Origin of the sequence: Shinella sp. CPCC 101442, from assembly GCF_024704725.1 — a bacterium.
Taxonomy (GTDB): Bacteria; Pseudomonadota; Alphaproteobacteria; order Rhizobiales; family Rhizobiaceae; genus Shinella.
Genome location: NZ_JALIQS010000004.1, coordinates 690,742 through 713,080, shown reverse-complemented (window position 1 = coordinate 713,080; position 22,339 = coordinate 690,742). Strand labels below are relative to the sequence as shown.

Here is a 22,339-nt window from a genome sequence, read left to right as displayed (position 1 = left end):
TTTGCTGGAATTGCTTTCATCAACCGCCCTTGACCGAGCCCGACAGCAGGCCGCGCACGAGATAGCGCTGCAGGCTGAAAAACACGATCAGGGGCACGATGATGGTGATGAAGGCGGAGGCCGTGAGGATTTCCCAGTTACCGCCGCGCGAACCGAGCAGGTTCACAAGACGTCCGGTCAGCACCAGCTCGTCATTGCCCGTGCCGAGGAAGACCATGGCGACGAGCAGGTCGTTCCAGGTCCACAGGAACTGGAAGATGGAGAACGAGGCGAGTGCAGGGAAGGACAGCGGCAGGATGATCTTCACGAAGATATCGAAGTCGGAAGCGCCGTCGACACGGGCGGATTCCATGATTTCGCGCGGCAGGCCGGCCATGTAGTTGCGCAGCAGGTAGACCGCGAGCGGCAGGCCGAAGCCCATATGGGCGAGCCAGATGCCGACATAGGTCTTTGCCGGCACGCCGAAGAAAGCGCCGACGCCGTTATAGAGCTTCAGAAGCGGGATCAGCGACATCTGCAACGGCACGACGAGCAGGCCGACGATGACGGCGATCAAGATCGCCCGGCCCGGGAATGGCATCCAGGCGAGCGCATAGGCGCAGAAGGCCGCAACGAGGATCGGGATGATCGTCGAGGGGATCGCAACCGTCAGCGAGTTGATGAAGGACGAGCCGATGCCGGCGGCGTTCAGCACTTCGCGGTAGTTGTCGAGCGTGAAGCGCGGCGGCACGGAGGCGGTGTAGAAGATGCGCTGGCCGCGCGTGCCTTCCATCTTCGTCGGCGAGACGATCTCGTAGCTGCCGTCCTCGTTGACGGTGAGCATCTGGCCGTCGCCCAGGTCGGCGGCCGTGCCGGCTTCGAAGGCGGACGGCTGCAAGGGGCGCACGCCAAAGGCCGAGACCTTGGCATTCCCGCCCTCGAGGAGATTACCCGAAATGACGAACTTGCCATCCTTCTCGACCTGCGCTTCCGGTGACGCAGCGCGGCCGGTGAGGTTTTGCGAGGAGGTGGAAAGGGCGGTCCACCAGCCGGAGACGGCGAGCTGGTCCTTGTCGCGCAGCGACGAGATCAGCAGGCCGGCGGTCGGCAGCGTCCAGAGCGCCACGAGCAGCAGGACGGAGAGGTGGACGACGATGATGAGCGGTGAACGGGAAGAAGCAATCATCTCAGCGCTCCATTTCCTTGGTGGCGTTGCGGATGTTCCAGATCATGATCGGTATGACCAGGATCATGATGACGACGGCTATGGACGCGCCGCGCCCGAAGTCACCGCCGCCGCGGAACATCCAGTCGAACATCAGGTTCGCCAGGACCTGCGTCTGCCACTGACCGTTCGTCATGGCGAGCACGATGTCGAAGACCTTCAGGACGAGGATGGTGATCGTCGTCCAGACCACGGCGATGGTGCCCCAGATCTGCGGCACCATGATCTTGAAGAAGATCTGGAAACCGTTCGCCCCGTCGATGACAGCCGCTTCGACGGTTTCTTCCGGAATGCCGCGCAGTGCCGCCGAAAGAATGACCATGGCGAAGCCGGTCTGGATCCAGATCAGGATGACCATCAGGAAGAAGTTGTTCCAGAAGGGAATGGTCATCCATGCTTCTGGCGCACCGCCGAAAGCGACCACAACGGCGTTGAGGATGCCGATCTGCTCGGAGCCTTCCGAGCGATAGTCGTAGACGAATTTCCAGATGACGGCGGCGCCGACAAAGGAGATCGCCATCGGCATGAAGATCAGCGTCTTTGCGATATTGCCCCACCAGATGCGATCGGTCAGCGCCGCGATAACGAGGCCGAAAAAGGTGGAAAGCGCCGGCACCACGAGGAGCCAGAGGAAATTGTTGAAGATCGACTGGCGGAACTCGCCGTCGTTGAACATCCAGACAAAATTGCTGAAGCCGACGAACTGCTGGCCGGAGCGGTCATGAAAGGCGAGCCGCACGGATTCGAAAACCGGGTAGACGAGGTAGATGGCGAGCGCGAAGAGCGCCGGCGCCATGAACAGCCAGGGCCGGATGGCATTGGTGATGCGCAGGTTCCTGGAAGCCTGCGCGCCCGTCAGCCCCTTGGAGGGGAAAATCGTGTCGAGCAGCCAGTTCGTACCGAAGAAATAGGCGGCGCAGGCGAGCACGCCCCCTACCATCGTGAAAATGGCGAATAACAATTGCTGCATGGCAGTTCCTCCCCAGGAATGCTTCCCCTGACGCTCTTTTCCACGCGCAATTCCGAACGGAGATCAGGCACTTGAGGTGCGAGAATCGTTCACGCGGCTTGCACCGCATGGTCCGGCTGCACGTCGGCATGCTTGGGAAAACCGGCGGGCCAAAACCCGCCGGTTCGCCAGGATGTTACTTGATTGCGTCCCAGGCCTTCTGGACGCCGCCGGCGACATCGGCCGCGGACTTGCCGCCGACGAAGTCGACCATGCCCGTCCAGAACGCGCCCGCGCCGATCTTGCCCGGCATCAGGTCGGAACCGTCGAAGCGGAAGGTCGTCGAATTCAGCAGGATTTCACCCTGCTTCTTCATCGGGCCGTTGGCATAGGCTTCCTTGTTGGCGCTCTTGTAGGGCGTCAGGAAGCTGGTCTGCGCCATCCAGAGTTCATGCGCGATCGGCGTCTTCAAAAACTCGATGAAGGCGCGCGAAGCCGGCGTGTCCTTGGTGAGCATGGCAAGCGTGCCGGCACCCAGGACCGGGTTGCCGAGTTCCGGCTTGCTGGCATAGGGCGGCATGTAGAAGAAGTCCGCGTCTTCGCCGACCACGGTGCCTTCCGGGAAGAAGGACGGGATGAACGATGCCTGGTGGTGCAGATAGCACTTCGGCGGCGAGGCGAAGAGGCCCTTCGGGCTGTCGCGGAAGTCGGTGGAGGCCACGGCCGCGGCACCGCCATCGACGAACTTGTCGTTCTTGGCGAACCAGCCGAATTCATCGAGCGCGCCGATCACGGCGGGATCATTGAACGGGATCTCGTTCTTGACCCACTTGTCGTAGGTTTCCGGCGTTGCGGTGCGCAGCATCAGGTCTTCGACCCAGTCGGTCGCCGGCCAGCCGGTCGCGCCGCCCGAACCGAGGCCGATGCACCAGGGCGTGCCGCCGTCGGCGACGATCTTTTCCGTCAGCGCCTTCAGGTCTTCCATGGTCTTCGGCACTTCGTAGCCGGCGTCCTCGAAGTTCTCAGGCACGTACCAGACGAGCGACTTCACGTCGATCTTGTAGGGGAAGGCATAAAGCGCGGCGGTGCCGTCCTTGCCCTTGTAGGTCGAAAGATCGACCCAGGACTGGCCGGCGGCATAGTTGTCGAGAAGCCATTTCTGGGTCTCCTCGCCGAGCGGCGTCAGGTAACCCTTGGACGCGAGGTCGGCAATGAGGCCCGGCTGCGGGAGGATGGCGACATCAGGCGGGCTGCCGGCCTGCGTGTCGATGACGATCTGCTGCTCGTAGTTTTCGGAGGAGGAGTATTTCAGGTCGACGCCCGTCGCTTCGACGAAATAGGCGTAGACGTTCTTGAAGAGCGCCTCGTCTTCGCCGCGCCAGGGACCGAAGATGGTCAGCGTCTGGCCCTTGAGGTCATGACCCTTCTTGAAATCTTCAAAACTCTGCCAGTTGAACTTGGAATCTTCACCGGGCTTGAACTTCAAATCGGCAGCGGCAGCGCCGCCCGCCATCAGAAGTGCCAGCGCAGCTGTCATCAGCAATGTCTTTTTCACGTGATTTGCCTCCCATAGCAAACCCGCCCTCCCGGGGCAGGCATTCTCTAAAATACCCCAAAATTCAAAGCGCTTTGGATTTCCTTTCATCCCATCTCCCCCTCACCTTCGTCAAGTACCCCCAAATCATTTCAAATAAAAACGCCGCTTTTGATGCAGTGCAGCGTAGTTTCGCGCCGCAAAATGCCCAAATCCGCTTTTCCTGCTGGAACGGCTGATGTTAGATGCCAAAACGCTTTGGGAAAATCCAGGGGACCGTCAGAACAAATATCCAAAGCGCTTTTAATGTTTCAAGAAAGCTAAGCATGTGAATCTCAAGCAGTTATCGCAATTGCTGGGCCTCTCGCAGACAACCGTCAGCAGGGCGCTGAACGGTTATCCGGAGGTCAATGCCGAGACGCGCCAACGGGTGCTCGACGCCGTCCGGGAGACGGGCTACCGCCCGAACCGGGCTGCGCAACGCCTTGCGACGGGCCGCGCCGGCTCGATCGGCCTCGTCATGCCGACAGCCGACGGCATCGAGTCCGACGTGCATTTCGGCGAGTTCCTGGCCGGGCTTGGCGACGAGGCGGTCAAGCACGACTTCCACTTCGTCATCAATCCGAGCCACCCGGAAGACGAAGTCGCGACCTGCCGGCGCCTGGTGGCAAGCGGTAATGTGGATGCGCTGTTCCTTGCCTATATGCGCGAGCAGGATCCGCGCATCGCCATGATGAAGTCGCTGAAGACGCCCTTCGTCGTGCATGGCCGCTCGATGGGCATCGCGACGGACTATCCCTATCTGGATATCGACAATACGGGTGCCTTCTATGATGCCGCGCGCCTGCTCGCGCAGCTCGGCCACCGGCACGTCGCCCTCATCAACGGCCCTGACTATCTCACCTTCTCGAAGCGGCGGACAAAGGGCACGGTGCGGGCGCTGGCCGAACACGGCCTTGTTCTGCGCGATGAATGCGTTTCCAATTCGCAGATGACCGACGAGCATGGTTTTCGCGCCATGGAGCGCTTCCTGCAACTCGAAATGCCTCCGACGGCCGTACTCTGTTCCAGTACGGTTCTGGCGCTCGGCGCCGTGCGGGCGATCAACCAGGCGGGACTGAAGCTCGGCTCCGACATCTCGCTGATTGCCCATGACGACGTGCTGCCGATGCTGAAGCCGGAGAATTTCATGGTGCCGCTGACGACGACGCGCTCGTCGCTGCGCGCCGCCGGCCAGCGCATCGCCCGCCGACTGATCGCCGATATCCTTCAACTGGAGACCCTGCCGCAGCAGGAGCTCTGGAAGACCGATCTCATCGTGCGCGCCTCGACCGGCCCCGCGCCCTCGGGCAAATAAAAAGGCGCCCCGCGGGGCGCCTTTCGCATTCGAGCCGTCAGAACTTCGGCGGCGTCCTGCCGGCCTTGCGATAGGCGGCGATGACGGTGTTGGCCATCAGCATGGCGATCGTCATCGGACCGACACCACCCGGAACCGGCGTGATCACGCCGGCAACCCTGGCAACCTCGTCATAAGCGACGTCACCCACGAGGCGCGACTTGCCCTCACCCTTCTCAGGCGCGGGAATACGATTGATGCCGACGTCGATGACGGTGGCGCCGGGCTTGACCCAATCGGCCTTCACCATTTGCGGACGACCGACGGCGGCAACGAGGATGTCCGCGTTGCGGCAGACGCCCGCGAGGTCCCTGGTGCGCGAATGGGCCGTCGTCACCGTCGCATTGGCGGCAAGCAGCAGCGCCGACATCGGCTTGCCGAAGAGATTGGAGCGGCCAACCACCACGGCGTTGAGACCCGAAAGGTCTTCGCCATGCGTACGGCGCACGAACACCATGGCGCCGGCCGGCGTGCAAGAAACGAGACCGCCATCGAGATCGCCGGTCGCAACCTTGCCGGCATTGACCACATGCAGGCCGTCGACATCCTTTTCCGGCTTGATCGACTGGATGATCGGGTCGGAATTCAAATGCTTCGGCAACGGCAGCTGGACGAGGATGCCATGGATGCTCTCGTCGGCGTTCAGCGTCTCGACAAGAGCCGCAAGCTCTTCCTGCGTCGTCGTCTCGGGCAGCGTGTGCTGGATGGAGTTGAAACCGCATTCCTTGGCCATGCGGCTTTTCGCCGAGACATAGGCATGGCTCGCCGGATCCTCGCCGACGATGACGACCGCAAGTCCGGGCTTAAAGCCGGCATCCATTTCCAGCGTCGCGCTCGCGGACTTCACCGCGTCGGTCACGGAAGCGGCAACCTGCTTCCCATCGATAATGGTGGTCACATTACTCTCCCTGAATGAATTGCGCCCACTTTAGGAGCGCGTCCGCGAAATGGGATGGCCTCTTAACGCCCTATGCTGTCCAAAACACATAATTTCAAGCGTCCGTTTCGGAAACACCCGGCCCAATTCGTTAACACCCGTTTTCCTGTCAGCCGTGAAAGGCGCTTTTGGCGGCATGAGGGAACCCGTCAGCCATCCGGAAAAGTCCTTTTTTGAAGCACCCTCTGCAAATATTTTTGCCGGGAAGCCAGAAACGCCACTGCTTTGAAGCGGAAAAAATCAAATGTTTTTATAGAGATAGCATCCCCGAAGAGCCTATGGTTAGCAAAACATAAAAGCATCGGGCCGCCTTCTAGGGAATTCCTTAAAAGCCCTTTCAGGCGCGCTTGTTACACCGGCTTCCAGCAACACAAGTATTGCGGGAGCAGCATGAAGCCCTTTCCCACATTCCCCATCGAATGCGCCAGCCGCCAGGCCATGACGGCCGGCCGGTCCGGCCGCACAACGCGCGGTGTTGGCGCACAAGGAGCCCTGTCATGAACCTCGTGTCAGGCAACATCGTCAGCGCCCAACGCGACATTCTGGGCCTTCCGGTCTGCGACCTCGGCTGGGCGGACGCCTTCGCCTTCGCCGAAGAGGTCGCGTCAATGCCGTTCGGCCAGACCGTGATCGCCTTCATCAACGCCAACAATGCGAACCTGATGATGCGCGACGGGGACTATCGCGCCGTGCTCGAACGCCAGGTCGTTTTCCCCGACGGCCATGGCGTCGATATCGCGTCCATGGTCTTCCACGGCCGCAAATTCCCGGCGAACCTCAACGGTACGGATTTCGTGCCGGCGCTGCTGACCTACATCACCAGGCCGATGCGCGTCGCTCTGATCGGCACGCTGCCCTCGACGCTGAAGCGCGCGACGGAAAACTTCCGCCGCCACGCCCCCTGGCATGAATTCATTCCGATTTCCGACGGCTTCTTCGACAGAGCGAAATCCGACGAGATCATGGAACGGGTGCGCGAGGCCAATGTCGATATCCTGCTGGTCGCCATGGGCAGCCCGGCGCAGGAAAAGTGGATCGACCGCCATGTCGGCCCCGGCCATGCGCGGCTGGTGCTGAGCGTCGGCGCGCTGTTCGACTTCGTGGCCGGCGACGTGCGCCGTGCGCCGCTCGGCATCCGCAAGCTGCGTCTCGAATGGCTCTACCGGCTCGTGCAGGAGCCCAAGCGCCTGTGGCGGCGCTACGTGATCGGCAATCCGCTCTTCCTCTACCACGTCTTGCGCTACAAACTGTCTGGCATGGTGGTGAAGCGCGCTCATGATGAAACGGCAGAAGCCGGCACACATTGAGCGGCCGGCTTCTCAGAGACTGTCTCACCTCAGCGGCGGCCTAGTGTCCGCCGCTTTTTTCTGCCGGCTTGACCTCCGGCACATCGCCCTTGAGAAGCGTAACGCCCTTCTTGGGTGCCGGATCCTCGATGGATGCGGTGGTGATGAAATCGATCTGCTCGACATAGACCTCGGCAATGACCTCCGCGCCGAAACGACGGTTGAGGCCTTCCTTCACGACACCCCGGAAGGCATCGAGATCGAAATTGCCGGTCGATGTCACGTCGATCATCTTGTTGCCGACAAGCAGCGTGTAGAGTTCGTCGGTGATCATCTGCGGCAACGGCACGACCTGTTTGGCCGCCAGTTCCTTGTTCGCCTTGTAGGCGAGCTTGGTGAGCAGATAGCCGTTGACGCCGTCCTTCCCGAGAACCGGCACCGTCGTCGTGTAGCCGGTGACGAACTCCATCGCGGCTTCGCGCGCGGCGGCTTCCGTATCGACCTTGGGCGCGGACGCCATCGTCAGCGAGAAATAGACCGCGGCGAGCGTGATCGCGAGGACCCAGACGCCGGTGCCGATAAGCTTGATCATGTACCGTAACCCAAACGGAACTGTTCCTGAGAATAGGTGCCGTCCGCCTCAAGGTCCTGCACGGCGCTCTTCAGGATGGAAACGACCTCGCGCACGGCATCGAGATGGGCGGAGACGCGCTGGGCGTTGGTCGCGAGCTTTTCGCGCACGCGGCCGAGCTGCGGCGAGAAGCTTGGCGGCACCTCCTCCGGACGCACATCGCGCGTCAGCATCGCCAGTTCATAAAGGCAGCGGCTCTTGTGGGCGTTCGACGTCGGGAGATCGAAATCGGGATCGTGGCCGATATTGACGTTCTCGTTGTCGATGATGGTTTCAAGCCGACCGAGCACGGAGCGGATTCGGATTTCGTTGCTTGCCTGTTCCATTTTGTCGTTCTCCGCTTATGCCGTTTTCTTGTGTTCTTTGATGCCCGGCGTCAGGTCGGCGAAGGCCTCCCGCTGCAGAGCCTGAACCATGCCGGACGCGATACGGTCGGGATCGTTGTCCTTGGCGCCGCCGCTGATGCCGCTCTTCTTGGCGAGCGCCTCGGCTATGCCGATGCCGCCGCCTTTGCCGAGCGCCTCGCCCAGCTGATCGGCCATCATGCCGCGCCACATTTCGCCGGCCGTGCCTTCGCCGTAGACCTGCTCGCTTTCGGACGGCATCATCGATTTCACGAAGTTCTGCAGAACCATCGTCTCGAACTTGCGCAGATGTTCCGGCACGCCCTTGCTGCCAACGGCGGATACGGCGTTCGACGACGCGCTGGCGCTGGCGGAATCACGGTTGAGAATGGTGCCGACGGCGGCCTGGAATCCGGCGCCTGCTTCGGCAAGGCTCGTCGCTTCGAAGGAAGCGCGGTTCGATTTCAGCTTGGCTTGCGCTTCCTGAACCTGTGTGGGGTCGGCAGCGCGCACGACATCGAGCACCAGATCGCTGGGGGGAGTAATTGCCACGTCTCAAAGCCTTTCAGGTAAATCCTGCGAGCCGGACCCGTCCTCATGGCGGTCCGCCGGCCTCATGACCATCAGGACATCGGTTCACCCGCGCCGCTTATCGCGGCCGCTTCGGCAAACCTCGTCATCGTCCTGATGCGACTATCGCTGCTCAACCTTACGGGAGGCTGGTGGCGGATGACGATGCCGTGACGGCGCGCCATGCGGAATCCATTTTGAAGCAAGCTTGATAAGGCGAACGTAAATCACCTGTCCTTGCCGGCACTTGGGAAAAGCTCAGTCTTCGCCCTTCTTGTAGGCGATGTGCTGGTCGATCAGGTCGTAGATCGCATCGTCGGCCGCCTCGCGGTCTTCGGCGCTGCGCGCCTCCTTCATATGGTCTTCCATGCGGTCGCCCTTGGTGCGCTCGCGCACGACACGCATCTCATGCATCTGCTGGACGTTGGCCAGCATCTGGTCCTGCTGTTGCAGGCGGCTGTACTGGCCGGAATAATGGCGCGAGAAACCGCGATGCACCGGGTTCAGCGAGTTGATCGCTTCGGCGACCGCCTCCATCGTCTCGGCCGCTTCCTGCCGCTGCCGCGTGGTATTGGCAAGATCGATCTCGGCCATCTTTTCAAGATGCCGTTGTACGGTGACGAGGCGCTTCAGCTTTTCCGACCGGCTCTGCGCCATCGTCTACTCTCCCCTGAAAACCGGTATGAAACCGCTTGCGAAGATCTCGAGCAGCGAGGAAATGCCGAAATAGAGCAGGAGCAGGCCGCCCATGATGATGAAGGGCAGCGAGACGAAGTAGATCGGAATCTGTGGCGCGAGCTTGTTGACGAGGCCGACGGAGACGTTGAACACCAGGCCATAGAGAATGAAGGGGCTCGCCAGCCGCAGCATGATCATGAAGGTCTGGCTGAGCGTATCGGTGAGCGTGATCAGCGCGCTCTGCGGGTTGAAGCCGGCGCCGATCGGCATGACGTTGTAGGATTCGATGAGCGCCCGCATGACGACATGGTGGAAATCCAGCATGAACAGAACGAGCAGGCCGGCAAACGAGAGCAGGTTCGTCAGCTGGTTTTCCGCGGTGTCTTCCAAAACATCCGGCGTCGGCGGCGCATTGAAGCCCATCATCATGGTCAGCACCGTGCCGGCGAATTGCAGGCCGAGCACATAGTAGCGGGCGATCAGACCGATCGCCGCACCCGTCAGCGTTTCGAAGACGATCATCCGGAGATAGCCGTCGAGATCGCCGGTGGCGCGCGGGTAGATGACATCCCACATGATCGGCAGCACGCCCATCGAGATCGCGACGGCCAGGAAAAGGCGGATCTGGATCGAGATGCGGGCGGACGAGAAGCCCGGCAGCAGCATGAAGCACCCGCCGACACGGCAGAATGCGGCGAACAACGCCAGCACCGTGCCCTGCGGGTCGGTCATCATGAAATGGAGCCGAGGATCTTGATCTCGATGCCCTTGGCGAGCTCGACATGCGAGAGAACCGGCAATGTTGCAAAAAGGCGTTCGATGATCATGCGCACATAAGAGCGGGATTCGGGCGACGTGACCAGTACAAAGGGGGTGCCACGGTCGAGAAACTCGCGGATAACCCGGGTCGCCTGTTCGGAAAACTCTTCGAGCTGGCGCGGATCGATGTCGAATTCGACGATCTCACCCTTCGAGTCACGCTTCAGCGCCTGGTGGAACACCATGTCCCACTTGTTGCCGAGACGCAGAACCGGAAGCACGCCGTTGTCTGTCAGGTCGCCGCAGATCTGCTGGGCCATGCGGATGCGGACATGCTCGACGATCTGCTCGGTCTTGCGCACATGCGGGGCAAGTTCGGCGACCGCTTCGAGGATCAGGTGCAGGTTGCGGATGGAGACGCGCTCGGCAAGCAGCAGCTTCAGCACGGCCTGAAGGCCGGAATAGGACATGTGCGACGAGCAGATTTCGTCGGCGAGCTTGCGGTACTCGGGATCGAGACGCTCGATCAGCACCTTGACGTCCTTGTAGGACAGGAGCTGCGGCAGGTTGTTGCGGATGACTTCCGAAAGATGCGTCAGCACCACCGAAACGTTGTCGATCGGATGGAAGCCCTCGCGGCGCAGGTCCTCGGCAAAGGTTTCGAGAACCGACACGGCAGGCATGCCGAAAGCGGGCTCGCGGATCTCGTCGCCCGGCACGCTGGGTTTGCGCCCGCCGCCGGTGACGACGAGAACTTCCCCGACGCGCACGATGTTGGACGCGATCGTCGTGCCGTGGATGCGGATCTGGTAGGACTTGTCGGGAATGGCGATATCGTCGGAAACCTTGATTTCCGGCACGACGAAGCCGTATTGGCCGGCGAACTTCTTGCGCATCTTGCCGACGCGGAAGGCCAGTTCCTGATGGGCGCCGAGAAGGCGGGTGGAGACCTGCTTGCCGAGCAGGAGCTCGATCTCGGCGGTCTTGAGCACCGACTTGACGGAGTCCTTTTCCTGATCGCGCGTGGCCTGGACCTGCTGGGCTTCCTGCGCGCGCTTGGCCTGGTTTTCAGCCTCGATGCGACGCGGGATCATCCAGCCGCCGAAAGCCATCAGGCCGCCCAGCACCATGAAGGGCAAGAAGGGAAGGCCCGGCATGATGGCGAGAAGCATCATCAGCGCTGAAGCCACGAGCAGTGCGCGCGGATAGCCGGAGAGCTGGTTGATGACCGCCTCGTCGGTGGACCCCGCCGTGCCGCCGCGCGAAACGATGAGGCCTGCGGCGAGCGAGACGATCAGGGCCGGGATCTGGGAGACGAGACCGTCGCCGACCGACAGCTTGACGAAGACGTCGGCCGCCTCGCCCAGTTCCATGCCGTGGCGGAAATAGCCGATGATGATGCCGCCGAAGACGTTGATGGCCGTGATGAGGAGGCCGGCGATGGCGTCACCGCGCACGAACTTCGACGCACCGTCCATCGAACCGAAGAAGGAGCTTTCCTCTTCCAGCTCGCGACGACGAAGCTGCGCCTGCTTTTCGTCGATCAGGCCGGCCGAAAGGTCGGCGTCGATCGACATCTGCTTGCCGGGAATGGCATCCAGGGTGAAGCGCGCGCCGACTTCGGCAATACGCGTCGCACCCTTGGTGATGACGATGAAGTTCACCACGATGAGGATCATGAAGACGATGAGACCGATGACGAAGTCACCGGACATGACGAGGCTGGCGAAGCCGGCGATGACGCTGCCGGCCGCATCGTGGCCTTCGTTGCCGTGCGAGAGGATGACGCGCGTCGTCGCGATGTTGAGCGACAGGCGCACCATGGTGGCGATGAGGAGAACCGTCGGGAAGGACGAGAAGTCGAGCGGCCGCCGTATCCACAGCGAGACCATCAGGATCAGCACCGAGAAGGCGATGGAGAAGGCCAGGCCGATGTCGATCATGAATGCCGGAATCGGCAGGAAGAGGATCGACAGGATCGTCAGGATGCCCACTGCGAACGCGATATCGCGGCCGTTGGGGCTCACCTTCGGAAGGTTGATTGCCGGTACTTGCGCCATCTGAAGAATTCCCGTCTCGTCATGAGAGGCGGCGGCGCGAAACACGCGTCGCCCATTTCACCCGATGGCCTACAGGGCGAAGCTTGCGCGAGGATGGGGAAGACGCACCGGGTGCGCAAGGCGCGTTTGCAAAAACCGCGCTAGAAACCGCTCTGGACGCGGGAGAAGACGAGATCGGTGAAGATGGATATCTGGGCGCCGATGAAGGGGGCCGAGATGGCGATCGTCACGAAGATCGCCAGGATTTTCGGCACGAAGGTCAGGGTCATTTCCTGCACCTGCGTCAAGGCCTGCACGAAGGCGATGGCGACGCCGACGATCATGGCGGCAAGAACAGCCGGTCCAGAGGCCACGATGACCGTCCAGATGGCTGCCTGCGCTATATCGAGGGCGTCTGCCTCATTCACGTTTTGGTTTCGCTTATCTTCACGCCCGGTCCGATGACGAGCTTCTCGCCCGAATCGAGCTTCGCCACGATGCCGTCATTGTATAGCGTCACTTCCTTGACGACACCAGTGACCTTGCCATCCTCGCTGGTGACGGTGCGACCGATGACGGAATTGGCCTCCTGCAGCGAGGTGCGCTGAAGCAGGCTTTCCAGGTTCTTGTTCGTCTTGATGGTCTGCTCGACCTGCGAGAAGGTGGCGAGCTGCGCCATCTGCTGGGCCGAGTCCATCGGCTCGGTCGGATCCTGATTCTTCATCTGCGCCACGAGCAGCTTCAGGAAGCTCTCATAGTTCAGGGTCGCCGACTTTTCAGCGTTCGAGGCTTCGCTTCCAGTCGCAACCGGAGTGGACGTGGCGCTGTTTGCGGCGCCGACTGCGGTTACCATGGTGCAATCTCCCTGCGGATCTGTTCGATCATGGCCGGTGCCATTTCCTGATTGTTGAGGATGCGATCCTCGATCGGGTAGAGCCCGCGGATGGCCTTGAGCGCCTCGAAGGCGCGGCCCTGGGTGACGAGGGCATCGACGCGCTTCAGTTCGGCCAGCACTTCCTCGTTCTTGAAGCAGGACAGCAGCATGATGACCGACTTGCGGAACATGGCGATCGACTGCTCGGCGCCTTCCGGATTGATCAGCGCCATCTGCGCGATGAAATAGAGCTGGCGGAGCGGGGTGGTCGCCTGTTCCGGCTGCAGGACGTGGTTTTCCAGAAGGAAGGTCACGTCGTTCAGGAATTCGATCGCGACCTTGCGATCAACCCTGAGGACTGCACCGTTGACAAAAATGCGTTCCCCGGACTTCAGCGATATACGCAGTGTACTTTTCATTTGATTCCATCCTTGATGATGGTTGTGATGTCGATGATACCCTGGAAGTTCGTGGATTCGCGTTTGCGGATCTTTTCGATTTCCTTGAGAATCCAAATGGCGATGGAGATCAGATTGGCCCGGAGTTCGTCATCGAGCTGGTTTTCCGGATTCCCGAGATCTTCGATGAAACGGATCCATACCCGGCGCGTATAGTAGACGGCTTCCACGGCTTCCTTGCCGTAGTGTCCGCCACTCGCTGCCCGTGCCGTTTCCAGGAGCACGATCGATCGCTCGAGGACCTGCCGTTCCCGATCTTTCGAGACGGCGACGCCCTCCTCCATGATCTCGGCATATGAAAACTGGTACATTCAGACATCCTTCATGTGTGTCCGTATCCTCTGCTTCATCAGAGGTAGTTCAGCAGGCTCAGATTCTGGATTCGCGACGTGAGCGTGTAGGCGAGCGAAAGCTGCGATTCGAGCGTGGTCACACGTGTCGCCGCCTCGTAGGTATCGATGCCTTCCATATCCTTGATGCTGGTGCTCAGGATGGTGATCTGCGCGTCGAGCGAGGTGTTGGCCTGGGTCACGCGGGATTCGGAGATGCCGAGCTTCGAGCGCTCGCCGTCGATGCCGGAGACCGCGCGGCCCATATAGTCGATCGCCGCATCGCTGACGGTCTTGCGGGACGCTTCGGAAATATTGAGTGCCAGCAGCTCCTTGCCGATCACAAGGCCAAGCGCCATGTGGCGCATGCCGTCCACATTGGTGTTGGTCGAGCTCTGCACCGTTTCGGAGGCGCTGATGCGGCTTTCCATGTTCTCGTTCGACGCATTCGACCAGTTGTTTTCCCAGTCCACGCCCATGAAGCTCGTTTCGAGCGAGCCGATGAAGGACTGCATGTCGGCGGGGTCGATCGTCGAAACGGCAAGATCCGTCTGGTCGAAGCCGAAATGCGCCAGGAACGCGGCGTCGAAGGCGGCCTTGGCGTCCGATACGGGCGATGTCTGGGAATAGTCGTTGAACGGCATCACATCGGAATTGATGCCGGCAAACAGGTATTCGCCGCTGAAGGACGTGTTGGCGGCGGCCGTGAAGGTCGACAGCGCATCGCCGATATTCTTCTGGGCAAGCTGGAGCTGGTCGGCCGAGGTGATGCCCGACAGCGCGATAAGCACGCCCATCGCATCGTTCGCCGCCGTCGACATCTGGCCAAGAGCCTCCTGGGAGGCGGCAAGGCGCTGCGTCGTCAGGGCATTGGTGCTCTTCAGCGATTCCATGCGCTGCAGGTCGCGGTGCAGATTCAGCGTGCGGGCGGTCTTGGCGCCCAGCTCCGCGCCGACATCCGCGTGACGGCCCGTTACGGACTCTTCCTGGACCTTCAGCATCTCCTTCTGCGCGCTTGCGACCGTGATGCGCATCGCGTTCTGGAGGGACATGTTCGAAACGAAAGAAGCCTTCATAGCTTAACCTGCCGCCTGGAGAAGCGCGGTGATCATCTCATCGACCGCCGCCACGAGTTTTGCCGACGCCTTGTAGGACTGCTCGAGATCGAGAAGCAGTGCCAGCTCCTCGTCGAGGCTCACGGACGTCACGTTCTGGAGCGCCTCCTGCGTGCGGCCGAGCAGCGCCGTCTTGTCGTCGCCTGCCGTGGTTGCCGCACTGCGCAACTGCTCCAACCAGCCGACCGAGCCGGTCGAGAAGGCAAGGATCGTCGCCGTCGTATCGATCGCCGCGTCGGCATCGAAGGTCATCGGCACTTCGAAAGCCGCCGTATAGCTCTTCAAAAGCTCCGAGAAGCTGGCATTGCTGCCGATGTTGAACGTGTCGTTGATACCGTCGCGCAGCAACATGGCGTTGCCGCCCTGACTGGTGATGACGGCCGGATTGACCTTGATAACCGCACCCAGACCGGGCGAATCGACCGTCGGAATGCCGCTCCAGGTGAAGAGGCCATCCGTGTCGACGAAAGTGCCCGAGCCGGCCGGGGTCTCGATGCTCTCGGAGAACATCGAGATCAGGCCGCGCGAGATTTCATCGAGCTGGTTCTGGAAAACAGGGGCTGCTTCGTCGCGCAGCTGCAGAAGGGCTGCGATGGAGCCCTGGGCACTGGTGTTGCCGCCCGCGCCCGCCTGGACGGCGACGCCATCGATATAGACCTGGTTGCCGGTGACGGCAGCGGTGTAAGTGGGGGTCGCCGTGAAGGTGACCGTGCGCGGCTCGGTTTCGAAGAGCACGGTGCCGTCGCTCGTATAGAGCGCAAGGTCGTTGTTCGTGCGCTTGAGCGTGCTGACGCCGACGATCTGCGAAATCTGCGTCAGAAGCTTGTCGCGCTGGTCGAGCGCATCGTTGACGTCGGTGCCGGCGGCCGTGCCCTGCTTGACCTGGTCGTTATAGGTCTTGAATTCGGCAAGCAGCCGGTTGAGTTCCGTTACCGCCGTGCCGATATCGGCATCCGCCTCGGCGCGCATCTTCTGGACCGCAAGCGAGGTGCCGTTCAACGAGTTGACGACATCCGTCGCGTCGGCGATGACGGTTTCGGCGAGCGAAACTTCATTCGGCTTGTCGGCAAAGGCCTGAAGATTGTTGCGCAGCTTGGAGAGATAGGTGGACGGGGCGAGTTCGTAGTCCTCGCCGCCGAGCATCATCTTCATGCTGGTCAGCCCCGTCAGGAGCGTATCCTGCGCCGAAGACTTGGACATGCTGATGAGGTTCTGCTTCAGCAGCGCCTCGTTCTGCGCACGCTGCGTCTCGACGACGGAGGCACCCGTTGCGGCCGTGGCGAGAACCGCCGACCGGCGCGCATAGGCGGTGTTGCTTGCGTTGGCAATGTTCTTCGACGCGACGGCCGATTGCAGGCCTACGTTGGAGAAGCTCGACTGAGCGGTCTTCATTGCTGTGGAAAGCGACATCGGATTTACCTAACTCTCGACTGCGTGCGGATTTTTCAGACCGCCTTATCTCTTCAGGTTGACGAGGGTTTCCATGAGTTCCGAACCGGTCTGGAAGACCTTCGAATTCGCCGTGTAGTTACGCTGCGATTCGATCATGCTCGTCAGTTCTTCGGCGATATCGACGTTGGAATCTTCCAGCGCGCCGGAAATGATGCTGCCGTAGCCGTTGGTGCCGGCATAGCCCATGACGACGACGCCCGATTCGTTGCTCTGCGAATAGACGTTGCCCGGCAGCGGCTTCAGATTGTCGGGGCTCTGCACCGAGGCCATCGCGATGCGATACTTCGGGGTCAGTTCGCCGTTCGAGTATTTCAGCGAGAGGACGCCGTCGTCGCTGATCTCGTAGCCGGTGACCTTGCTGGCCGCGTTGCCGTCGATCTTGCCGTTCGAGACGTCGAAGTCGGAGGCGAGCTGCGTGGAGCCACCGATGCTGATCTCCAGCGCTGCGAGGTCCGCGCCACCGGTGGCCAGCGAAGTGGTCGTGATCGTCGCCGGCGACGGGCTGGTCAGCTTGCCGGCCGCATCGAAGACCATGGCGATCGGGCCGGCGATCGACGTGCCGTCGTAGGTCGCCTCGACCGTCCAGTTGTTGTCCGACACCTTGGTGTAGTTGAATTCGATCAGGCGCGAATTGCCCTGGCTGTCATAGGCCTTGAGCGAGGTCTTCTTCTCATAGCCATCGACGGCATTCGACGGCAGGTTGACGTCGAGCGCACCTTCGGCCGAACCCTTGGCGTTGAGTTCGCCGGAGGACAGGTTGATTTCCTCCAGGCCGTCGAAACCGTTGACGACGATCGTCGGGTCTTCGGTCGACGAATATTCGTAACCCATCAGCGTGAAGCCGGCGGAATTCTGCAGCGAGCCATCGTCCATCGGGGTGAAGGCGCCGGCGCGGGTCATGTATTCCTGGCCGTCGCTGCCCTTGACGATGAAGAAGCCCTTGCCGTTGATGGCAAGATCCGTCGACGACGTCGTGTAGGTGAAGGTGCCCTGCGCGGAGATGGAGTAGCGCACGTCGGTGGTCACGCCGCCCGAATTGTACGCGCCGCCCGTGGAGGGCAGAATCAGCGAGGAGAACTGGGTCGAGGCTTTCTTGTAGCCCGTCGTGTTGGCATTCGCGATGTTGTCAGCAACCGTGCTCAGGCGGTTGGCCTGGGCGTTCATGCCGGAAACACCCGTTCTCATCGTACCGTAAAGGCTCATGTCATTTCCCCGTTCGTCTCGTCACTACGACCCTATGGGACGGGCCTTGCGTGAAGCTGGCTGCCAAGGTGATCTGCCGGGGTCCGCCGTCCCGCCAGATCACAAACTTTTTCAGCCCTGCCAATCGATGCAGTAGCCAAGGAAGCGCTTGGAATCGATCGGATCGAAACCGAGCTTCTTGCGCAGCTTCTTGCGCAGTTTGCTGATGTGGCTTTCGACCACGTTCTCTTCGACGTCCTCGTCGAAGATGCCGTAGATCGCGTTGAAGATCTGGGTCTTGGAAAGCCGGCGGCCGCGGTTGGCGACCAAATACTCCAGGATGCGGCGCTCACGGCGCGGCAACGGGAAGACCTCGTCGTTGATCTCGGGGTCACGACCGTCGGAAAACACACGGATCGGGCCGATTTCGGTGAAATTGGTGAGCGCCTTCAGGCGCCGCCGGATGGCCGCCGCACGGGCCAGGATCTCACGGGGATGAACCGGCTTGCGCACGACGTCGTCGACGCCGCTGTCGAACAGCGCAAGGGTGTTTTCAAGGGACGGCGTATCGCTGACCGCGATTACCGGGGCCTGCGAACGATCACGGATCGCCCGCGGGAGTTCCATGCCGTGCTGGCCCTGACCGATCAGGAAAGCCTCCACCGCATCGATGTCCGAATCGGCGGCGGTATTGACCCACTCGCCGAATTCGCGGGGATCGAACCCCGTCGAGGGCACGCCCTCGCGACCAAAAAGAGAAGTATAGCCGTCTTTCACGAGCTCGCGCTCATCAACCACTACGATCATTCGTCCGCCTCCGAATCAGTGTGGTGCCTCGTTCAGGCAGTGGTACGAATCGGGCGAATCAGCGGCAACTAGAGAAAGTGACTGGGTGGAATTAACAGTTGATTAAGAATTGCGTGCCGATTTGGTCTACATATAGTGGCTATCGACAATTTATGCCACAATTTTGCAGTGGAAAAGTTAACAAAGGTTAACGCTGCGCCTTGCCATGCCAAAACAGGGCGCATTCCTGCCACATTACGGCACAGGCCATAGAGGCTCAAAATATCAACTTTTAATAGAATTACTGGCAGAACGTTTTCGCGTTCGTCGTCCAGCTTCCATAGCCCGTCGCAACCAGATTGGCGATCACCCGGCAGACATAACGCTTCTGCGCGGGGTCGTTGTTCGGGCCCGCATGGTAGCGGGCGACGGCCATGGTCCAGGTCTCATGCCTGGCGTGGAGACGCGCAAGAAATGCCGCCGCATATTCGACGTTCTTGCGCGGGTCGAACATTTCCGCTGGCGACGCGAACTGGTCGCCGTGGAAATGGTGGTTGATCTGCATGCAGCCGAGGTCGATCAGCTTGACGCCGCGTGCCCGCGCCGCCTGGAAGGCCTGCAAGGCCTCCTCGCGGCTCCGGCCGAAATAGGCCTTGCCCTCGATGTTCATGGCATAGGGCTGCAGCGATCCCTTCCGGCCGGTTTCGGTGAGACCGACGGAATAGAGAATGCCGGCGGGGACGTCGTATTTTGCCGCCGCCGCGAGGATCTCGCGTTCGCAGCTGCCGGTCGAGGCCGCCGCGTCAGAGGTAGACGCCGCCAGAGCGCACAGGCTGGCCGCCAGCGAGACCAGAAGCGTTTTCCGACGTGTTGCCGTCATGGGAGGTTCCTTCGCCTGCGAAAGTGCGCGTGTCGTCTCCATTGCCGCCCTGGCGGCCATTACCGCCTTCACGGGCCTGCGGCTGACTGGAGAACTGCTGTTGCTGCGGGGTCTGCCCGTCACCCTGCTGCTGTTGCGTACCAGTGCTGCGATCGATCGGCGAGAGCTGGACGCTAACCTGATCGACAGCGAAGCCATGTCCGCGCAGCGCCTTGACGATTGCGTCCTGGTCGTCGCTCAGCTGGCGATAGGCTTCGGCCGTCTCCACCTGCAGCGAGACGACCAGCGCGTCGCCATGCAGCCGCAGCGTGGCGGTCACCATGCCGAGATCGATCGGTTTCATCTGGATCTTCAGCGTATTGACGACCTTGCCGGTCCCCGCCGCCTCCGAATGGCTGAGGCCGCTGGTAGCGCTGAGGGAAGCCGCCCAGTTCGGGTCCTGCGCGATAGCTGTCGTTACAGCACCGGCATTGCCTGTCTGCGCAAGGCCGATATAGCGGCGGGAATCGAGGACGGTCACGGTTTCGACCTTCGCAGCCGTCGTCTGGCTGGCGTCACGCACGCTGGTGCGCTCGCCGGTGCCCGAAATGCTCATGTCGAGGTCTCGACCCTTGCCGTCGGCTCGGATCAGCCGGAAGAGCTGGTCCGTGCTCGACTCGGGCATATCACCCCCATCCACGGGATCAACCAGCAGCGCAGCATCCGTCTTGCTGCTCGCCTGACCATCAGCCTTTACGCCATCTTGCATCTCTGCCTTCGGCAACGCCGTTTCGCCGAGCTGAACCTTCACATCCTGCATGACACCCGACGCGGCGACTTGAGCCGCGGTGGCCTGAGTCACGGCGCCGTTGGCGGCAGCCTGCAAAACGGGAGCGGGAGCGGCCAGCATTTCGAGAAGATTACCGACGTCGGTCGTGGTCGAGGAGCTGCCGTCTTGCCCGATATCTTTGGCACCATCGGCATTCTCTAGGCTTTTGATGTCTTTGGGCAGATCAAGATTTTTAGCGCCTTTGACATTTTCCAGCACGATGGAGGGGTCGACGGCCTTGCCGTGGTCTTCTACGGTGCGCGGTTCGTCGGTAGCCTTGAATTTGCTGGCGGTCCGGACATCATCACCCGGCTTGGCGTCCCGCCTTGTCTCGCCCGGCTGGCCTTCTTGCACCGTTTCCTTGTTCGCGCCCTGACCGTCGGCATGTTTCTGCAAAACCGGCTGGTGCTTGTCATCGACCTGCTTTAGCAGAACCGGCTGGCGGTTGTCGTCGGCCTGGGGGACAGCCTTTTCTTCAAAGCCCGTCTTTTCCTGCTTGGCGTCGGAAGCAACACTCGCGCCTTGCAGCGCATCTGCCAGCGCTGCCAGATCCTCCGGGCCAGCCTTGCGCGTCGTATCGGTGACCTGCTCGGTTTTAACCCGAGTGTGGCCCGTTTCAGAGATCGAGATACGCCCGCCCTTGCGGCCGCCGTCACCGTCACCGCTCTTGCCGTGCAGGTTCGCGACCGTGCGGGCGAAGTCACCCTTGTGCGAGCTGTCCGCCGTCTTTCCCTGGGCGGCCTTGCCCTTGGAGGACGCCTGCAGGACCCCGTTAATACCGTTGCCGATCGTGCTCAACTGCCTTCTCCTTTCAAGAGCGCATCGATTGCGTCGAGCTTGGATCGGCCGCTCGACACGAATGTGTCGAAAGCCGGATCGACGCCCGCCTTCTCTTGCTGCTCTTTCTTCTCCGTCTCGGGTTCGACCGCTGCGATTGGGGTTTCCTGCGCGCCTGCGCGCGGGTCCATCGCCCGGTCGGCCGTTTCGGCCTCACTCAGTCCTTCATAGGAAGGATCGTCTCCCTCCGCCGGAAGCGCCACTGGCGCTTCCGGCAGGGTTTCTTCCGTCGCGGCGCTTTGCGGCGCCCGCAGCACTTCCTCGGCCACGGCCTTTGCCGCTGCCTTCAGCGCCTGGTCCTTCATCGAAAGCTTGTCGTCGGGAATGGCCGCTATCGCTTCCATGGCCGTGGCGACATCGCCCGATGGCACCGAGGCGAGGCCAGAATAGAGATCCGCCAGAACCTTCGGAACGCTTTCGCCGTCATCGGACAGCATCTGCGCGCGCGTGGCGGCAAGCGTGGCCAGCTTGTTCTTGCCGGTAATCGCCGCAAGGCGCGCCATGCGCAGGTAGACCTCCCGCTGGCGCGGCACATCCATGAAGGAAAGAACCTCCAGAATATCCTCTTCCTTCAGCACATCGAAATGATCGACGGCGAGTTTTACGAAGAGATCGGCAAACTGGCTGGCATAGGGCGAACGCAGGTAGCGGCGCGCGTAGCGGTTCGCGTAGACCATGCTCTTGTCGATCCAGCCGGACTCGCTGGTAATGAAAATGGAGCGGCGCAGCGCCGCCTCCTCGACGATCGTGCCGGGCGCCACGAGCCGGGCCCAGTCGAAATAGGTGAGCGCCAGCGCCGGATCCTTGCGGATGACCGAATTGGCCGACACGAGCGCGAGGTAGGGGCCGACGCGCGAGCGCTTGTATTCCGGGAAGATTTCCGCGAGCGACTTCACGCTCTGGGTGCCGCGGCCGGAGAGATAGGCGCGCAGTGCGTCCGTCAGACGGGAATCGAAATGGCCGGCGACGTCGTTCTTGATCAGCAGTTCCAGCGTCTCGGGATTGCCGCCGCTCATGGCATAGACGAGGGCCGCATCCACGTTGCGCGGATCGTCGAAAACGGAGGATTGAGCCGTGCGCAGCCGGTCGTCGATGGTGGTCAGCAGGAAGCGCTGCATCTCCATGGCCGAGTGATCGCCGAGCGCCACCGTGTCCTGCACATATTGCAGCGACCGGATCATCTTGTATGGCTCGAGATCGTCAAGGCCTTCGGCGCGCGCAGGTGCACCGCCGCCGAGCGCCACGCAGAAAACCGTACCCGTCAGGAGAAGACGCCGAAGAAGCCCCATCG

Annotated in this window: 23 protein-coding genes; 2 read left to right on the top strand and 21 right to left on the bottom strand. The window is 61.5% G+C overall.

The window, feature by feature from the left end; translation table 11 throughout:
* Window positions 1–19 precede the first annotated feature (19 nt).
* From MUO32_RS18800 to MUO32_RS18790, 3 genes are all read right to left on the bottom strand, one after another.
* Window positions 20–1,165, bottom strand: coding sequence for a carbohydrate ABC transporter permease (locus tag MUO32_RS18800; protein ID WP_257949889.1), 1,146 nt, complete (start codon window positions 1,163–1,165; stop codon window positions 20–22).
* Window position 1,166: 1 nt separating this feature from the next.
* Window positions 1,167–2,174 (bottom strand): carbohydrate ABC transporter permease, encoded by a 1,008-nt coding sequence (locus tag MUO32_RS18795; RefSeq protein ID WP_257949888.1) that lies wholly within the window; start codon window positions 2,172–2,174, stop codon window positions 1,167–1,169.
* 175 nt (window positions 2,175–2,349) lie between these two features.
* The gene (locus MUO32_RS18790; protein WP_374708685.1) at window positions 2,350–3,690 is read right to left on the bottom strand and encodes an ABC transporter substrate-binding protein; all 1,341 of its coding nucleotides are present in this window, start codon (window positions 3,688–3,690) and stop codon (window positions 2,350–2,352) included.
* Between the two features lie 325 nt (window positions 3,691–4,015).
* Between MUO32_RS18790 and MUO32_RS18785 the strand changes: the two genes are divergently transcribed.
* A complete protein-coding gene (locus MUO32_RS18785) occupies window positions 4,016–5,044 on the top strand; it encodes a substrate-binding domain-containing protein (RefSeq protein ID WP_257949886.1) in 1,029 nt (342 codons plus the stop codon).
* A 37-nt stretch (window positions 5,045–5,081) separates the two neighbouring features.
* Here the strand turns inward: MUO32_RS18785 and folD are convergent, their stop codons facing one another.
* Complete coding sequence (gene folD, locus MUO32_RS18780; RefSeq protein ID WP_257949885.1) at window positions 5,082–5,981, bottom strand: bifunctional methylenetetrahydrofolate dehydrogenase/methenyltetrahydrofolate cyclohydrolase FolD; 900 nt, start codon at window positions 5,979–5,981, stop codon at window positions 5,082–5,084.
* Between the two features lie 536 nt (window positions 5,982–6,517).
* Between folD and MUO32_RS18775 the strand changes: the two genes are divergently transcribed.
* Window positions 6,518–7,327 (top strand): WecB/TagA/CpsF family glycosyltransferase, encoded by an 810-nt coding sequence (locus MUO32_RS18775; protein WP_257949884.1) that lies wholly within the window; start codon window positions 6,518–6,520, stop codon window positions 7,325–7,327.
* Window positions 7,328–7,367: 40 nt separating this feature from the next.
* Here the strand turns inward: MUO32_RS18775 and MUO32_RS18770 are convergent, their stop codons facing one another.
* From MUO32_RS18770 to motC, 17 genes are all read right to left on the bottom strand, one after another.
* Complete coding sequence (locus tag MUO32_RS18770; RefSeq protein WP_257949883.1) at window positions 7,368–7,898, bottom strand: hypothetical protein; 531 nt, start codon at window positions 7,896–7,898, stop codon at window positions 7,368–7,370.
* Complete coding sequence (locus tag MUO32_RS18765) at window positions 7,895–8,263, bottom strand: hypothetical protein (RefSeq protein WP_257949882.1); 369 nt, start codon at window positions 8,261–8,263, stop codon at window positions 7,895–7,897. The genes MUO32_RS18770 and MUO32_RS18765 overlap by 4 nt, the downstream gene beginning before the upstream one ends.
* A 15-nt stretch (window positions 8,264–8,278) precedes the next feature.
* Window positions 8,279–8,833, bottom strand: a complete 555-nt coding sequence (locus MUO32_RS18760) for a rod-binding protein (protein WP_257949881.1) — start codon at window positions 8,831–8,833, stop codon at window positions 8,279–8,281.
* Window positions 8,834–9,109: 276 nt separating this feature from the next.
* Window positions 9,110–9,508, bottom strand: a complete 399-nt coding sequence (locus MUO32_RS18755) for a hypothetical protein (protein WP_257949880.1) — start codon at window positions 9,506–9,508, stop codon at window positions 9,110–9,112.
* 3 nt (window positions 9,509–9,511) lie between these two features.
* The gene (gene fliR, locus MUO32_RS18750; protein WP_257949879.1) at window positions 9,512–10,264 is read right to left on the bottom strand and encodes a flagellar biosynthetic protein FliR; all 753 of its coding nucleotides are present in this window, start codon (window positions 10,262–10,264) and stop codon (window positions 9,512–9,514) included.
* Window positions 10,261–12,348, bottom strand: coding sequence for a flagellar biosynthesis protein FlhA (gene flhA / locus MUO32_RS18745; RefSeq protein ID WP_257949878.1), 2,088 nt, complete (start codon window positions 12,346–12,348; stop codon window positions 10,261–10,263). Before flhA ends, fliR begins: the two co-directional genes overlap by 4 nt.
* 140 nt (window positions 12,349–12,488) lie before the next feature.
* Window positions 12,489–12,755, bottom strand: a complete 267-nt coding sequence (gene fliQ, locus MUO32_RS18740; protein ID WP_257949877.1) for a flagellar biosynthesis protein FliQ — start codon at window positions 12,753–12,755, stop codon at window positions 12,489–12,491.
* Window positions 12,752–13,180: a flagellar hook assembly protein FlgD gene (gene flgD, locus MUO32_RS18735; protein ID WP_257949876.1), complete on the bottom strand. Its 429-nt coding sequence runs from the start codon at window positions 13,178–13,180 to the stop codon at window positions 12,752–12,754. Before flgD ends, fliQ begins: the two co-directional genes overlap by 4 nt.
* Window positions 13,174–13,620 (bottom strand): flagellar biosynthesis repressor FlbT, encoded by a 447-nt coding sequence (flbT, locus tag MUO32_RS18730; RefSeq protein ID WP_257949875.1) that lies wholly within the window; start codon window positions 13,618–13,620, stop codon window positions 13,174–13,176. Before flbT ends, flgD begins: the two co-directional genes overlap by 7 nt.
* Entirely contained in the window at window positions 13,617–13,970 is a 354-nt protein-coding gene (gene flaF, locus MUO32_RS18725; RefSeq protein ID WP_257949874.1) for a flagellar biosynthesis regulator FlaF, read from the bottom strand. The genes flbT and flaF overlap by 4 nt, the downstream gene beginning before the upstream one ends.
* Window positions 13,971–14,008: 38 nt before the next feature.
* Complete coding sequence (locus MUO32_RS18720; protein WP_257949873.1) at window positions 14,009–15,064, bottom strand: flagellar hook-associated family protein; 1,056 nt, start codon at window positions 15,062–15,064, stop codon at window positions 14,009–14,011.
* A 3-nt stretch (window positions 15,065–15,067) separates the two neighbouring features.
* Window positions 15,068–16,513 (bottom strand): flagellar hook-associated protein FlgK, encoded by a 1,446-nt coding sequence (flgK, locus tag MUO32_RS18715; protein ID WP_257949872.1) that lies wholly within the window; start codon window positions 16,511–16,513, stop codon window positions 15,068–15,070.
* Between the two features lie 45 nt (window positions 16,514–16,558).
* The gene (locus MUO32_RS18710) at window positions 16,559–17,758 is read right to left on the bottom strand and encodes a flagellar hook protein FlgE (RefSeq protein WP_257949871.1); all 1,200 of its coding nucleotides are present in this window, start codon (window positions 17,756–17,758) and stop codon (window positions 16,559–16,561) included.
* A 111-nt stretch (window positions 17,759–17,869) separates the two neighbouring features.
* A complete protein-coding gene (gene rem, locus MUO32_RS18705; RefSeq protein ID WP_257949870.1) occupies window positions 17,870–18,544 on the bottom strand; it encodes a transcriptional activator Rem in 675 nt (224 codons plus the stop codon).
* Between the two features lie 280 nt (window positions 18,545–18,824).
* Entirely contained in the window at window positions 18,825–19,403 is a 579-nt protein-coding gene (locus MUO32_RS18700) for a transglycosylase SLT domain-containing protein (protein WP_257949869.1), read from the bottom strand.
* Window positions 19,327–21,009: a flagellar hook-length control protein FliK gene (locus MUO32_RS18695; RefSeq protein ID WP_257949868.1), complete on the bottom strand. Its 1,683-nt coding sequence runs from the start codon at window positions 21,007–21,009 to the stop codon at window positions 19,327–19,329. The genes MUO32_RS18700 and MUO32_RS18695 overlap by 77 nt, the downstream gene beginning before the upstream one ends.
* The gene (motC, locus tag MUO32_RS18690; RefSeq protein WP_257949867.1) at window positions 21,006–22,337 is read right to left on the bottom strand and encodes a chemotaxis protein MotC; all 1,332 of its coding nucleotides are present in this window, start codon (window positions 22,335–22,337) and stop codon (window positions 21,006–21,008) included. The genes MUO32_RS18695 and motC overlap by 4 nt, the downstream gene beginning before the upstream one ends.
* Between the last annotated feature and the right edge of the window lie 2 nt (window positions 22,338–22,339).